The 14843-nt window shown below is 42.4% G+C and carries 12 protein-coding genes; 5 read left to right on the plus strand and 7 right to left on the minus strand.

The genetic code is table 11. From position 1 onward, the window contains the following. Window positions 1-60 precede the first annotated feature (60 nt). From AAEY80_RS02935 to AAEY80_RS02950, 4 genes are all read left to right on the plus strand, one after another. On the plus strand, window positions 61-651 hold the full coding sequence (locus AAEY80_RS02935) for a DUF1543 domain-containing protein (protein WP_201566460.1): 591 nt from the start codon (window positions 61-63) through the stop codon (window positions 649-651). A 1-nt stretch (window position 652) separates the two neighbouring features. Then, window positions 653-970: a hypothetical protein gene (locus tag AAEY80_RS02940; protein ID WP_101212593.1), complete on the plus strand. Its 318-nt coding sequence runs from the start codon at window positions 653-655 to the stop codon at window positions 968-970. Between the two features lie 218 nt (window positions 971-1188). Continuing rightward, window positions 1189-5502 (plus strand): ATP-dependent RNA helicase HrpA, encoded by a 4314-nt coding sequence (gene hrpA / locus AAEY80_RS02945; protein WP_350587860.1) that lies wholly within the window; start codon window positions 1189-1191, stop codon window positions 5500-5502. A gap of 177 nt (window positions 5503-5679) precedes the next feature. Next, the gene (locus AAEY80_RS02950; protein ID WP_201566463.1) at window positions 5680-6048 is read left to right on the plus strand and encodes a hypothetical protein; all 369 of its coding nucleotides are present in this window, start codon (window positions 5680-5682) and stop codon (window positions 6046-6048) included. 162 nt (window positions 6049-6210) lie between these two features. On the opposite strand, the gene AAEY80_RS02955 is transcribed toward AAEY80_RS02950, so the two are convergent. The 3 genes from AAEY80_RS02955 to AAEY80_RS02965 all read right to left on the minus strand — a co-directional run bounded on the left by AAEY80_RS02955 (window position 6211) and on the right by AAEY80_RS02965 (window position 8570). Continuing rightward, window positions 6211-6540 carry a hypothetical protein gene (locus AAEY80_RS02955; protein WP_201566465.1) on the minus strand — a complete coding sequence of 110 codons (330 nt, stop codon included), beginning with the start codon at window positions 6538-6540 and terminating at the stop codon, window positions 6211-6213. A 302-nt stretch (window positions 6541-6842) separates the two neighbouring features. Then, window positions 6843-7631 carry a YqjF family protein gene (locus tag AAEY80_RS02960; protein ID WP_101212590.1) on the minus strand — a complete coding sequence of 263 codons (789 nt, stop codon included), beginning with the start codon at window positions 7629-7631 and terminating at the stop codon, window positions 6843-6845. Between the two features lie 84 nt (window positions 7632-7715). Then, window positions 7716-8570: an AraC family transcriptional regulator gene (locus AAEY80_RS02965; RefSeq protein WP_201566467.1), complete on the minus strand. Its 855-nt coding sequence runs from the start codon at window positions 8568-8570 to the stop codon at window positions 7716-7718. A gap of 237 nt (window positions 8571-8807) precedes the next feature. Between AAEY80_RS02965 and AAEY80_RS02970 the strand changes: the two genes are divergently transcribed. Continuing rightward, entirely contained in the window at window positions 8808-9221 is a 414-nt protein-coding gene (locus AAEY80_RS02970) for an organic hydroperoxide resistance protein (RefSeq protein ID WP_173239998.1), read from the plus strand. Window positions 9222-9374: 153 nt separating this feature from the next. On the opposite strand, the gene AAEY80_RS02975 is transcribed toward AAEY80_RS02970, so the two are convergent. The 4 genes from AAEY80_RS02975 to creD all read right to left on the minus strand — a co-directional run bounded on the left by AAEY80_RS02975 (window position 9375) and on the right by creD (window position 14697). After that, window positions 9375-10328, minus strand: coding sequence for a DMT family transporter (locus AAEY80_RS02975; RefSeq protein WP_201566469.1), 954 nt, complete (start codon window positions 10326-10328; stop codon window positions 9375-9377). Window positions 10329-10711: 383 nt separating this feature from the next. Beyond that, window positions 10712-11089: an MliC family protein gene (locus AAEY80_RS02980; RefSeq protein WP_201566471.1), complete on the minus strand. Its 378-nt coding sequence runs from the start codon at window positions 11087-11089 to the stop codon at window positions 10712-10714. A 359-nt stretch (window positions 11090-11448) separates the two neighbouring features. Further along, complete coding sequence (locus AAEY80_RS02985) at window positions 11449-12360, minus strand: DMT family transporter (protein ID WP_201566473.1); 912 nt, start codon at window positions 12358-12360, stop codon at window positions 11449-11451. Window positions 12361-13011: 651 nt separating this feature from the next. Continuing rightward, window positions 13012-14697: a cell envelope integrity protein CreD gene (creD, locus tag AAEY80_RS02990; RefSeq protein WP_350587861.1), complete on the minus strand. Its 1686-nt coding sequence runs from the start codon at window positions 14695-14697 to the stop codon at window positions 13012-13014. Window positions 14698-14843: the final 146 nt, after the last annotated feature.

A 14843-nucleotide genomic window follows, 5' to 3' on the forward strand; every position in this document is an offset into this window, starting at 1 on the left:
TAAATAATTTTTAGAGCAAATTGATTACAAGTTCCATATACCCAATAAGGATTGCATAAGATGCCAACACTATTTATGGTGCAACTTGGTGGTCGTCCAAAAGGTCGTTTGATTGAGCAGCATGACATGTTTTTTGGTGTGGCCAATCAGGTGAGCGAGTTGATAGAGGATATTAATCACCATTGGCCTGAAGTCAAAAATAAATGGCACATCGACTCGTATCGCGCTATTACTAAGGTTGGTAATCACTCGATAAAGTTAGTCGAATCAGCAATTAGAGATAGCAATAATGGTTTAAAACTGTTCTTTATTAATTTAGGCGGCTATCAGCAGGGGAGCTTCGAAGAGTTTCATTACAAACTACTTATCGTTGCTGCCACTCAAGCAGAGGCTATCAAACAAGCCAAACAGAGTGCATTTTATAAAGAATTTACTTTTAAAGATAAAGATTCACCTTTCGATGCCGCGTCGCATATTGATGATAAATTTGCGGTGGATATCGATGATATTTATAACGTTAATGATCTTATCTCAAACGTACAGATTTTAATTGAACCTATTGCTCATGATAGTCATGCACTTGCAAAAACCGACGATGATAAAGAGTACGTCGGTTACCTCAGTATTAAGAATTTAAGGAAGTTGACATAATATGGCTTTAAATATGTACTTTAAGAACGGCATAATTCGCAAAACGCGCTGCCAAATCTCTGATGAGCTAGTACCCGCCCTATATCAGATTCATGATAATGGCAGTTTTCCACAGTTGACATGGTTGATTGATAATCTTTATGACAATCCGCAGATTCAACCTGATATTGCTCAAGCATTGGCTGATGAGATGGTAGGGTTTGAAAAGTTAATACTCTCGCTACACCTACCTTTTCCTAGGGTGCCACTGCAAAATTTGCAGACCTTTTTTACGGGAGCTGCGACTAGTCGACAGCTCATTCATACCAGTAACGCTTAATTTTACTTTTTAGGCCGTTTTCATTAGTTTTAGGGCGTGCTTGATGGCTTAACCAGGGCATCAAAATAGCTATTACATTATCAATGCCATCAAAGCTAGGGCTCTCAAAACTGATAAAAGATTTCAATGTGCAAACCAAGCACTATAACCATCTTGAATCATGCCCAAATTACCCCCATAATCTAACCACTTCCAAATAATAAATAGCCTAAGTAAATATGTCCAATACTTCTAAAAATGTCTCAGAAATGCCTACTGAAAACACCGCCAATGAACGAAACGCCAGTGCCTTTAGCCCCAATCAGCCAAGCAATGAATCAAGTAAAGCTGTTAACCCAAATAATGATGACTCAAATCTTACGCTACACACTGATAACACATCTTCGCACGCTAAAGTTGCCACTGACTTACCCGTACTAGCAAAAGACAGCTACTATCTAAGTCGCTTAGAGCGTGAGCTGGCGCGTGCAGCTGTTGCTAAGAATAAGAAAGCCAGTAGCAATTCTGATAATAAAGCAGTTGATGAGCTAGCTAAAAAACGTGCGCAGTATGACAAAATTAAAACCCGCTCACAGCAAACCGTGCAAGCGCGTATCAATAGTATTCCTCAGGACTTGCCAGCTAAATTAAATCTTGATCTGCCCGTTAGCCAACGTGGTGATGACTTAATTCAGGCTATTATCGATAACCAAGTCATTATCGTCGCAGGGGAGACGGGCTCAGGTAAAACAACGCAATTGCCGAAATTGGCAATGCTAGCAGGACGTGGTATTACTGGACAGATAGGGCATACCCAACCAAGGCGACTAGCGGCTAGAAGTGTAGCAAACCGTATCGCTGAAGAATTGGGCGAGCAGCTTGGTAATACGGTCAGTTTTAAAATTCGCTTTAATGAACAAGGTACCGCGCAGTCAGTCGTTAAACTTATGACTGATGGTATCTTATTGGCGGAATTGGGTCATGATCGATTTTTAAGTAAATACGATACTATTATTATTGATGAAGCGCATGAGCGTAGCTTAAACATTGACTTTATTATGGGTTATCTGAAAAAGTTGCTACCAAAACGCCCCGATTTAAAAGTCATTATTACCTCAGCAACGCTTGATACCAAGCGCTTTAGTGAATACTTTAGCCGTTATGATAATAAGCTGAAGCGCAACATCCCTGCGCCGATTTTTAATGTCGAAGGGCGCAGCTTCCCCGTCGAAGTTCGCTATCGTCCGCTGACTGATGAGCCAGTAAACAGCTCGGATGATGACAGCTACGATGATTTTGAAGAAAATCTGCCGCGTGCGGTCGTGGCTGCGGTAGAAGAATGCTTTGGTGATGCACAAAGCAAAGGTCATGCTGATCAGGCAGATATCTTGATATTTGCCGCGACCGAAGCCGAGATTCGTGAACTACAAGAAGTGCTAGAGCGTCATGGACCCAAGCACACCGAAGTGTTGCCATTATTTGCACGGCAGACATATGAAGAGCAGCAACGTATTTTTCAGCCATCAGGTCGAGGTCGGCGTATTGTTATCGCGACCAACGTTGCTGAGACTGCGTTGACCGTACCGGGTATTCGTTACGTGATTGATTTAGGGTTTGCAAGGATTTCACGCTATTCATATCGCTCACGTGTACAGCGTCTCCCGATTGAGGCGATTTCACAAGCCGCTGCCAATCAGCGTAAAGGTCGTTGTGGCCGTGTCGCGCCGGGTGTTTGTATTCGTCTTTATAGTGAAGGGGACTTTACTGGTCGTCCTGAGTTTACGGAACCTGAGATTCTGCGTACCAACTTGGCGTCGGTTATTTTACAGATGGCGAATCTGCGTCTAGGTAGCGTTGATGATTTTGAGTTTATTGAGCCACCCGATAGCCGCTTGGTTACTGACGGTCATAAATTGCTTGATGAGCTAGGGGCGATCACCGCTAAAAACGAAGCAGTTGTCTCTACTCAAACCAACAAGCCAAAAGCAAAAAAAGGTCTCGATCATCTAAGCCTGACGCCTACTGGTCAAAAGATGGCACGTATGCCAATCGATCCAAGGCTAGCACGTATGCTAGTTGCCGGTAGCGATTTTGACTGTATTCGAGAGATGCTTATCGTGGTTGCCGCGCTTGCTGTACAAGATCCTCGCGAGCGCCCTGCCAATAAGCGTCAACAAGCGGATCAGAAGCATGCAGAATTTCGCCAAGATGACTCAGATTTCTTATTTTATCTAAGCCTGTGGAAAGCTTTGTTTGAAACCGATGAAGACGGCAACAAGCTCTCTGGTAATCAACGCAAGCAATTCACGAAGAAAAACTATCTGAGCTTTCCGCGGGTGCGTGAATGGAGTCAGACCCATCGCCAGTTGGTGCAAATGGTCACCGACCTCAAGCTTACGGATGTTAAAGAGGCAAAAACTACGGATACGTTAGAAAACGTGACTAACGATCCAACGGCGATTGATGATGAAGAAATCAAAGCGGTTAAGTATGCCAATTTACATCGCGCATTATTAACAGGTCTGTTGTCTACCATCGCCCACAAGACTGAAAATCGTGGTGAATATCTAGCCGCGCGCCAGCAAAAAGCTAAAATCTTCCCAGCGAGTACGGTATTTAAACAGATACCACCTTGGGTCATGGCGTTTGAAGTCGTAGAAACGTCGCAAGTCTTTATGCGTACCGTTGCCAAAATTGAACCAGAATGGATTATCTCAGCGGCAGGTGATTTATTAAAATATCACTACTTTGAGCCGCATTGGTCGAAAAAGACGGGGCGTGTCAAAGCTTACGCGCAGATCAGCTTATTTGGTTTGATTATTATCAGTAAGCAGCTGACCAATTACGAGCAAGTCAATCTGGTTGAGTCACGAGAAATCTTTATCCGTGATGGTTTGGTCACGGGTAACTTGGGTCGCCAAGCGCCATTCTTGCAGCACAACATGGACAAAATCGCTCATGTTGAGCGTATCGAAGACAAGCTGCGCCGTCGTGACTTACTCGTCGATGAAGAGACGCTATACCAGTTCTACGACAAAAAAATCCCTGAGCATGTCGCCAGTCGCAAGGCCTTTGAAGACTGGCGGGCTGAGGTTGAAAAAACTGATACCAAGCATCTATTCTTCACCGATGATGACGTGCTCAATAGTCAAGCACCGACCACAGGTGACTTTCCTGAAGTGTGGCAGTTGGGTGATTTAAAGCTGCCGCTACGTTATGTCTTCGATCCGGCGAGCGATGACGATGGAGTGACGATTCGCGTGCCACTCGTTGCGCTACCGCAGCTAGATGCTATCGAGCTGTTATGGGGCGTACCTGGTTGGCGTTTTGAGTTGGTATTGCAATTACTTAAGTCATTACCCAAAGATATCCGCCGTCAAATCGTACCAATTCCTGACACCGCTGATAGCTTGTTTGATGAATTGCAGCCCGCTGGTGGACAAGGTTTGCTTAAGCAGCTTTGCCAAGCCTTAAATCGTCGCGGCATTATGTCGGTGACAGCAGACAATTTTAATCCCTCTAGTATCGATCGTTATTTGCAGCCGCAAATCTGTGTGGTCGATGACAAAAACCGTATTATCGAAAAAGGTCGCGACCTACATACGCTACAAATTCGCCATGCTAGTGAAACCAGACAAGCCGTGAATGAGCAGCAAGGCACGCATACCGAATTCCCTGAGCACTTTGCCTTTAGCAAAAACCATCACAGTGCAGGCGTGGTGATGAAGCAATTTGCCGCCTTGGTCGCTGACGAGGCTGGCGAGGCAGTATCGATTCATCAGTATACCGATGTAAACGCTGCATTGCAGGCGCATCGTATCGGCGTTTTGACTTTAATCAAAGGCAAGCTTGGCGCGAAGAAAAAACAACTGACCAGTCAAATAGACAAGATATTCAAACTGGCATTTGCGCCCCTTGGCGATATGGAAGCCCTAAAAACTATCGTTATCGATGCGACACTAGATGCTACACTCGAAGAGCACTATGTCTTGTTTAACCATAGTGACGCCTTGCCAGAGAGCGCTGATGATATCGCTGTTTGCTTAAGCGAGGAGCTGCCGTTCACGCCAGAGGAGTATGGGCAAACACTTGAAGTTGTGTTGAGCAACTTCTTATTGACTGGTCAAGCGGTCATAAAAACCCTTAAAAATGTCTATACCCGCTGGCAGCGTATCCGTCAGAGTTTGCTCATGCTCGATCGGGAGATATTTGGTGAATCTATCGAAGACATCGAAGATCAGTTGGAAGATTTGCAATTGGCTAACTTCGTCTATCGCATGGATTATAGCCATTGGCAGCAGTATCCGCGCTATCTAGAGGCGCTGGAGGTTCGCATTGAGCGCCTTGAGCACAACTTAGATGCCGACCTCGACGGTGTCTATGCGCTAGATTTGCATATGGAGCGACTGTCAGGTCGCGCCAACAATGAGTCTATCAGCGAGTACCGCTGGATGGTCGAGGAATATCGAATCCAGCTATTCGCCCAGCCGATGAAAACCCGTATGGCGGTATCACCGAAGCGTCTAAGCAAGATGTGGGATAAAGTGAGTTAAGGCTCGATTTGAGTTTTAAAACTTGCTAATTGACAATATATGACAATTGCCTGATATAGCCCTTTAATCTAGTCGATAATATTTGATTAAAGTAAAGGGCTATTCTTTTTTTAAAACAGAGTTTTTTTGATTTTATTCCATAAATTGGTTTAGTTTTTTTAGTAGGATAAAAAAATAATGATTAAAGGTAGATTGCTAATATTAGGGTTTATATCAACTATATTTATGAGCACAGGTTGTGATGAAACACAGGCCAGTAACAACAGTGACGTGAAAGCAGTTGCGCCAGAAAGTACGGAAAAAGAAGTGCAGCTACGGGGTAAGTACAAAAGAAGCTTTGAGATTCATGAATTAGTTTCTAATGGCATCACTTACTATGTGTCGGATCCAAAGCAGTTATTAATAAAAGATTCAAAAAGTATAAATCAAAAAGGCTATTACAAATATTTTGAAACTTGCGTCGTTGGCAAGATTAGTTCTATGGGTAAATATGGTCCTCTAGGTAAATATCAAAAGCAAATAACGGTTCGTAGCATTTGTACGTAGTGTGAGTAGGGTGCGTCCAACGCACCAATTTCATTAGATCTGTTTCTTATCAGTTCGCTTATTACACTTCACGTGAACTCTAACATTTAAAAAATACCATTTGTTCAGAAGTACTTATAATGAAACAGCTAAGGCGGCACTAGGTTACCTTAGCTATTAGTTTCAACCATTCAGGTTTCCTTTTACCACACCCATGCTATAAGCCAAGAAAGCAATGAATGTTAAAAAGACGATAAAAGGTGTAAACAGCCATATCGTAATATTGATGAGTAAGGGAGATAAGAAGCCATCGAACATATCGAAATCGAGCCTTAACGAGTCACTCAATACGTCAATTGCCCGCTTGGAAATGGGAAATAGCAATGTGCTTAGCGCTAACATATAGTTATATTTACCAAAATCAGGATCTGTCATTAATACGGCAAAGTAAAAGACCGAGTAAAAGACAATGCTTAAGGCCCAGCATTTGAGAGTGTAGCTTAAACGAATCATAGTAGCTCCTCACGAAATATGCTTGTGATTAACCTAGAAATAACGGTGTTTTGATAATCCTAAATGCATAGATACTCTATATATGTTATATTATGAATATATAGGTCAAGTCAACTGTTATTTTTTTGATTAGGATATTTCATGAGTGATTCGATTGAGAAGTTGAGTCGTCTAAGCGGCTCCTTGACGTGAATACGTAAAATAATAAAATGAAGTCAAAAGCTACACTGATCTAGAAGAAAAAAGTTATCAAAGTCTGAGTGTTATTTCATAATGTATACACCAGACAGATAGCGAACGGGTCAACCAATCACTTTTGGCGGTAAATAGATAGTAAACCTATTTAAAGGCTGAATAAGTACACTATAGGGGGTATTTTGCTCTGAAAGAGTGACAATGCCTAAGTCTGATAACAGCTTGAAATTGGCAGAAATCAAAGAGGCTGGCTGTACTTCAAGTCTTTTATGCCAGACCCGGTAAGTACCAAGCTTACCATCACGGCGATGATAAAATCCTGCCAGCGGATGGGTCAAATAAATAAGCGCCGATTCTGTATCAGGGAAGCCTGGGAACGAAAAATCATCCTCTGTATTTTGCGCAAGCGATACCGACGCCGCTGCCCATTCTGACTCAGCGTTTACCGAATACTTTACATACTTGCCAGTTGCGTCATCAAATTGACAATCAAAAGTCATTTTCGCGCTATGCCAAGGCAAACTCCATAAGTACCTTGGTACTGCTAATGTCCAAGAATCTAAAGTGGTGCCCAAAAACCATACGCAGCGCTCACCAGTCTTTTTATCTATGATATAGATACGATAGTTGGTCTGTCCCATGGTGAATGTTGGAAAAGGATAAACCGCAGAGGTAAAATCAACATCGATAAAGGGTACAATAGAGATCAAGCCTTTTTCTTCGCCGTCTATCATGACCGTATCGAGCTTGAACCTGTCAGGAAATATTCCCTCGAATCTGTGTACTGGCACTGCATACGTGATAATAGAAAAATGTTTTAATCCGCAGACAACGTCGATACCTGTGGGCTTAGGTCTCTTATATAAATAATCCTCAAAACGTCGTAATTCTTGCACGATATTTCCTTATATAATTATGATAATGGTTAAGGTTAAGATAATGAATCTACACCCTTTATAGCGCTCAAGGTGCGTCAGTTATTAATTAAGCTCACTGCTCGGACTGACTCCAAACAAACGCTTGTATTCACGGCTAAATTGACTAGGGCTTTCATAGCCTACCTGCATGGCGACTTGCGAAACTTGTGATTCACCACGTTGAATAAGCTGCCTCGCTGCCATCAAGCGTAGGCTTTTTTGGTATTGCAGCGGACTTAACTGGGTAATTTCTTTAAAATGCTGATGAAACCCTGAGATACTCATACCACATTTACTGGCCAGCTCTTCGATGATGACGGGTTCACTCAAATGCGCTTTGAGCCAATCCGTCGCTTGGCTGATACGATGCGTATGACTGCCATTGACGACGAGCTGCCGCAATTTATTGCCTTGCTGTGCTGAGAGCAGTCGGTAGTAGATTTCTTGTTGAATTAATTTAGATAAAAATTCGATATCGTTTGGATAATCGAGCAAGTTGATGAGTCTCTCAAAAGCGGCGAGTATGGTGTTATCCAGATGCCATTTTATACCCAGATGCTTTTCTTCTGTATTTCGTGCGGGCGGTATCTGGGCCAATATTTCTCTAATCATAGCAAGGTCTAACTTCATAGACAGCACAATGACAGGATTGTCTACTGAGGCGTGTTTGACATGCATACTCAGAGGAATATTTACGGGGCAAAACATCAAATTACTATTATCAAATCTTTGGCAATCATTTCCTAAATAGATCTCTCGCTCACCTTGCAACACAATACAAATACTAGGCTCTTGAATATAGCTGACGGTTCTATTGGGTCTATCTGCACAGTAAAAAAATAAACCAGCAATAGCAGACTCGATGGTTTGATTCTTGGGCAGTATGTTAAGTAGTTGCACAATCGTTGTTGGCTGCATAATAGTTATCTTAGATAAAGGGGTGTTGATTGAAAGTTTATAAGTTTGGTGTTTCTCGGCTTGATGTTTTTTATGGTATGCGTTTGATGTAATGAATAGCTTAATAATATAATTGCTTATAGAATTAGGCAATAATTTTGGAGGACTATTCTAACACTCTAAGCTGAGAGTGCCTATAATAACTCCATTGAAACAAAACAAGCATGACTTCTAATAACATCAAACAAGGAATATATTATGAAAATTTTCTATAAAACTCGCGCCACAGCAACCGGTGGTCGTTCTGGACATACAGGCTTAGATGATGGCTCATTAGGCTTTGACTTGGTCTCTTTTCAAGAGCAAGACAAAGAGGGTGTCAATCCAGAGCAGCTTTTTGCGATGGGCTATGCGGCCTGTTTTGATAGTGCCTTGAACCTGACGGCGCAACACATGAAACTGCCGATCACGGCTTCGAAAACCTCTACCCAAGTTGGTATTGGCATGAAGCAAGATGGCAGCTATAACTTAGATATAGATTTATACGTTGAAGTGTCTGGTATCGACGAAGCACAAGCGCAAACGTTGATTGAAGCAGCCCATCAAGTCTGCCCATACTCCAATGCCACGCGTGGTAATGTTGATGCACGCCTGCACGTGACCGTTGTCTAATATAAGCTCTATGCAGTAGAGTGCTTATATTTTAAAAACGCCAATAGCTTAAGTTACTGGCGTTTTTTTCGTCATCAATAAATATGATTTTCAGATGGAGGCACCACAATAAACAGCGATTTTATTACGCAACCAATCATAATATCTCTATCGTCATAGCTCGTAATGCGTATTATCTGGAATCACGGTCATTTTTATGCCGCCCCATGTGACCAATACCACGCCAATGGCTATTAATGAAGCGCCTAATAACAGACCTTCTGGTGGACTTTCTCCTTGCAGAAAAATAGCCACTGGCACACCAACGATGGCGCCGACTGACCCCAATAAACTCAATAGCACAGGACCGCCTGTTTTTTGTAATAAAAACAGCAGTAAAAACTGCCCAGCGAAGATAAAGGCTTGTAGCACAATCAAACCTAGCGGCAGTAATGCGTCCGTTGGCACCGTAAGCGAGAAGTTTGGCAATATACCGACCAGACCTAATAAGATAGCGGCGACAATGAGCATGCCAGGCGCCAACGAGCTGGGAGAAGCTGCGTCTGGCCAGCGCAAGGTGCGATAGATATTACCAATCGCTAGCAAAACAGGGCCACAAAGCGCGAGTAAAATCCAAAAAATACTAGCATCAGGGGCCGAAAACTTACGGATGGCTAAGACACCGACACCGCCTAGTGCTGCTGCTACGCCAAGGGCACGCACGATATTAAATCTCTCCATACGCATAAATAACGCACCAAGATAGGTGAGCAGTGGGGGCAAAGCGATCATTAAGGCCACGAAGCCTGCACCAACTTGTGGAATGGCGGAAAAGAAAATCAGGTTGGAGCCTGCGACACTGACAAGGGCAGCGACCGAATAATATTCCAAGCTACGTAGCGTCAGCGGCGGCAAATCACGTCGCACAATCGTTACGACCAATAATAGGAGCGCTGCACCAGTAATCGACCAAAAAAGAAAGGCGAGCGGCGATAAGCCAATTTGCCCAGCAACCTTGGCCAGATTGGTAGAAATTCCGATCAATCCGCCACCGGCCAACAGGCAAATCACTGGGATCAACCATATGTGCTTGTTAGACAGCGAGTTATGACTGGTTGATTCACTCATGGGCTATCCTATAGTCAGTCCCAAATAAAACGAGTACAAGTATTACAACGTGGCACTGGTATAAATTTTCCTTGCTCGCTGTGTCTGCGCAGTTTCGATGCTACAAAAAATTTATATCAGTAGCCAGTTTATGACTCTTTATTCATAGAGAGACCAATTAATTAACTAGAATCATTCCACTATAAAAGCATTACTGCGTTAACCTCGCTTGACGTATCAAATATACATCTGCACTCGGTTGCCTTGTACTACTTTTAAATTGAATCGACTATATTGCACAATAGACGCTCATAAAAAATGCCAGTAGCGTAAGTTATGGGCGCTACTGGCATTTTTGTTTTTTAACGAGTATTACATACTGTCAGTCATTTTATTATTATTGATTATACTTGACAGTTTACGCTGTACTGCTGTCCGTTATCTGAGCTGATGGTCATAATGCCATAATCAGCCTTGGTGTGCCAATCGAATGTCGTTTTAGGGTTGGTGTCATTTACATAACGAGCACCAGAACCTGATACCACTTGCTTTAACGATATTTTTGCATTGTTTAAGCCGACTTTAGGTAGCGAGACGTTTAAGTTAGCAATTTGACCATTTGCGGTATAGGCGGTTGTCACTTTGCCGTTGTCTTCGCACGTTAGTGTCTGAACTTGGTTGCTTGTACTTGCACTGCCACTTGCTGTGGTTGTAGTTGGAGCGTTAGTGGCACAGGCCGCTAGAAGTACAGCAAAAGGCGCAACAGCTAATAGTTTTTTCATAATATTCCTTAATATTGTTAATGATTGTTTGTAATTTCACAAAGCAATATCATACAGTAAACTTTGTTATTTCGTGTTGTGGTTCGAGTTTATCAGCGTAACGTTTACTTTCTTTATTACAAATAATGGGACTATTTATTTTTCATAAAAACAAATAGTCTTTAGGGCGTGTCCTCATTTTAAAAATGGTGATAAAAATGAGATAAATTGCAGTCAAACAAGGAAAATAGCGCAGATAATATCGGGATATTAACCAGCTATTTAACGATGTTTGGCAAAATTTAGCCATTTTTAGTCCGTTTAGATATGATCAATTGAATGTTCAACAGACCCTAAAACAGGTCGAAATTTTTTATGATCTAACTTACCGTCTTTGGCGTTTTTTTATTTAAAATAAATATTAAAACCGCACCCAAAATGACCGTGCTTGCTATGATAAAGTTTATGGTCAGTTGCTCCGATAAAAATACCACACCAAGCATGGCAGCCAATACCGGTACGCAGAGTTGTACTACTGCCGCCTGCGTACTTTTCAGTAAGGGCATTGCCATATACCAAACGCTGTAGCCCATGCCAGAAGCAATTGCGCCCGATGCGCAAGCCAATAAGATGCCCTCGATACTGATCGTTGCTAACGATATGTTTTTTAAATAAACCATGCTCATGGTGAGTAGTAGCGGAATCGCAAATAGGCTCCTGAGAAAGTTAAAGCCTGTCGCTCGTAGCGGTGACACGCACGCTTTACCGCGTATACTATATATCCCCCATGCCACGCCACTGATGGCCATCAATGTCGCTGCCAATACTGACGGCACAGCCGCTGATGGCAACATGAGATAGACAAATCCTGCCACTGCCACTATAAAAGCCAGCCATTGTAAGGCACTTAATTGCTCTTTTTTATATATCCCCCAGCCAATCATGGTGAGCTGAACCGCTGAAAATAGAATCAGTGCGCCAGTTCCGGTATCAATCTCAACATAGGCGATTGAAAAGCAAAGTGCATAAACCACCAAACTTATACTACTGAGCCAGCTACCTCTGTCGCTTAAAATGGCCTCGCTAGTGGGATGCTTAAGAGTTGCCTCGTTGCGTCGTAAATTATAGCTATAAACGCCCATAATAATGCTCAGACAGAGCGCACCGCTGAGCAGGCGAATGATGGTGAAGTTCCATGCATCTATATAACCTTCTGCTAACGCCATTCTACAAAAAAGAGAGTTTGCGGCAAATGCTATTAAAGCAATAATCGTATATAACGTGGCTTTCAAAATAATCCCTACAGTCGTTAAATTGGCTTTTTGAATAAATGGCAGTCGTAATGACAACGATAATAATAACGACAATGACTACGGCTTATCGCTTTAGCCTTATATCGTAATAACGATAGTATAGTGCAATACCAAAAAACCTGACTGACAAATTAAATGTAAACATACCCTATAAATAGATTCGATTGAAAAATGACGATGAAAGATGAGCTTATAGTGAACCGACTCTAATCAGGTGAATATAAAAAAGATACAGCGTGACTGATATAAACTTGTTATAGCCTCTGTCTGGGTAGGTACAGCAAGCAAGAAAAATTTGTAGCAGTCACGCATCATAATGTTGTGTGTCTATTTTATTTAGTATCGACTAGGGTCTATTGAACATTCAAATGTGGCACTGGCAGTGGCTATTTTTTAGACAATGCGCAGTGAAATTTTTGACGCCTAGTCATTCTAGGTTAGACAATTTCGCCATGTATTGGCAAAAAATAGCCCTGCCCTGAAAGGCTGATACTAAAATCACCCCAAACGTTGTTGTAAACCTAGCTAAGGTCACGACATTATCGTCGGTTTACGCCTGATTTGATAAAAGGTTTGGGACGATTTTAGCGATCAGCAGTCCTAATATCTGAATGTTCAACAGACCCTATATTAAGCAATCTTATACCAGTCGATTTTACGGGTCATGACCATCACGCAGGCTAGCAATACAAAGCAGAAGATAGCACCCAATAACAGGTTTAGGTCTTCTGTGGTCAAAATACCATAAAAGGCGGCATACAGACTTCCCAATATAGCGGTAAATATGCCCGCTCGCTTGATACCATCTAATACATAATAAGTGTACCAACCAATCAATCCGACACAGGCGCTTGCAGCAACTGCATAGGCTTGCCAAAAGACGATTTGCTCGGCCAGCGGTAGCAACAAGACATAAAAGCACAGCAGTGCACAACCGACCAATAAGTATTGGATAGGGTGAATACGGCTGGATTTGATCACCTCAAATAAGAAAAATGTACCGAACGACACCAAAATTAATAGCAGTGCGTACTTCATCGTGCGCTCTGTTTGTAAATACACGTCATTTGGCTCCGCGAAACTCACTCCAAAGCTACTTAAGCGCACATCTCGCTCGCTATTGGACACGATATTACCCTCTGCTGTGACAATGCCTTCTATTGCTGTGATAGCCTCATCATCTTGGTCAGCGCTATCGAGCACGGCGCTACTGGCTACCATACATTGATTATTGGCAGTGCTGACACACTTTGATAAATTTTGATTGTTAGCGACCGTTAGATATTGATTTTGCCATTTGGCCTCAAAGCCTTTTGAGGTGAATTTTTTAGCATTGGGCAAGGCTCTGCCAATAAAATTTGGGGCATGCCAATTGCTGCGCATAGATAGCTCAAAGTTTTGCCCCGTTGGCACGGTATTTAAGGTGCTAATACCTGAGAGAGGCAAGTCCACCACAATATCAAGCGCTTGATGACGACTATTATCTGATTGCTGACTGTCTAAGTCTTGATGGTTTGGGTTTTGGCTAATAGGCGTTTGTATGTTAGAACTTTGCGTATTTAGTGGTTCGCTATTCAGATTTTCAGCCACAAGGTTTGTTTTTTCTTGCTGGCTTGCGCTCGTTGTGGTTAATCGATTCAAAACATCGTTGGGCAACGATACTTCAACATAGCTTAAGCCATTAAGCATGGCACTCTGCGGATAGGTTGCTTTGATGGCTTGCTTGTCGATCGTTACTGTTGGTAAGGTTGCCACACCGCGCAAATCAGAAACTGGAATAATCAACTTAGCGTCATTCCAGTGTATATCGGTCTTTTCTGTTTTTGTGTTGCCATTGCCATTGGTACTATTGTTAGCTGTGCTAAGGGTTTTTGAGTCGTTACTCACCGACTGGTTATCTGCTATTAAGCGTTGTAGGGTTTGATTTATGGTATAACTTTGATCGAATTTTAACGCGCCGTTATAGCTAGTGGCATGATAAATCCCTCGTCGATAGGTGTCCGTACTGACTTCAAGGTCTTGAGTGGCGCTAGTTTTATTAGCAAAGACCGTTAGCGTCGATGAATAAGCGGATTTGCATTTAGCGGCATCGGTATCGCCTACTATTGAGCATTCTGGCGTTATGGTGGTTGGAATAATGATGAAAGGGGTAATGACTTCTTGCGGATTGACGTGCTGCTGGGCGATTTCCTTCACCACTGATTGTGCATAATATTGTCGTTCAGCGATGACAGTGCGAAACATCATGAGCCCGACGACAAAAATAATGCAGAGCCCCACGATGATAGTCAATTTGGTGAATAGTGTTTTTTGCATAAGAGTGCCTCATATGAATCTTTATTCCAAAACTGTGCATATAACAGTCAGTAGGTTCAAAGAAGATCATATAGTCAACGAAATTAAAAAGAGTCACAGAGCCAAAGAAAATAAAAGAATAATGTATCGATGCAATCAATACGCCA

Origin of the sequence: Psychrobacter sp. 78a-MNA-CIBAN-0178 (genome assembly GCF_040309625.1) — a bacterium.
GTDB lineage: Bacteria > Pseudomonadota > Gammaproteobacteria > Pseudomonadales > Moraxellaceae > Psychrobacter > Psychrobacter okhotskensis.

Excerpts from the sequence above, each read along its gene's own strand:
- AAEY80_RS02950 (WP_201566463.1), top strand. The coding sequence starts at position 5,680 with ATGATTAAAGGTAGATTGCTAATATTAGGGTTTATATCAACTATATTT.
- creD (WP_350587861.1), bottom strand. The coding sequence starts at position 14,697 with ATGCAAAAAACACTATTCACCAAATTGACTATCATCGTGGGGCTCTGC.
- AAEY80_RS02970 (WP_173239998.1), top strand. The coding sequence starts at position 8,808 with ATGAAAATTTTCTATAAAACTCGCGCCACAGCAACCGGTGGTCGTTCT.
- hrpA (WP_350587860.1), top strand. The coding sequence starts at position 1,189 with ATGTCCAATACTTCTAAAAATGTCTCAGAAATGCCTACTGAAAACACC.
- AAEY80_RS02935 (WP_201566460.1), top strand. The coding sequence starts at position 61 with ATGCCAACACTATTTATGGTGCAACTTGGTGGTCGTCCAAAAGGTCGT.
- AAEY80_RS02975 (WP_201566469.1), bottom strand. The coding sequence starts at position 10,328 with ATGAGTGAATCAACCAGTCATAACTCGCTGTCTAACAAGCACATATGG.
- AAEY80_RS02940 (WP_101212593.1), top strand. The coding sequence starts at position 653 with ATGGCTTTAAATATGTACTTTAAGAACGGCATAATTCGCAAAACGCGC.
- AAEY80_RS02965 (WP_201566467.1), bottom strand. The coding sequence starts at position 8,570 with ATGCAGCCAACAACGATTGTGCAACTACTTAACATACTGCCCAAGAAT.
- AAEY80_RS02955 (WP_201566465.1), bottom strand. The coding sequence starts at position 6,540 with ATGATTCGTTTAAGCTACACTCTCAAATGCTGGGCCTTAAGCATTGTC.
- AAEY80_RS02980 (WP_201566471.1), bottom strand. The coding sequence starts at position 11,089 with ATGAAAAAACTATTAGCTGTTGCGCCTTTTGCTGTACTTCTAGCGGCC.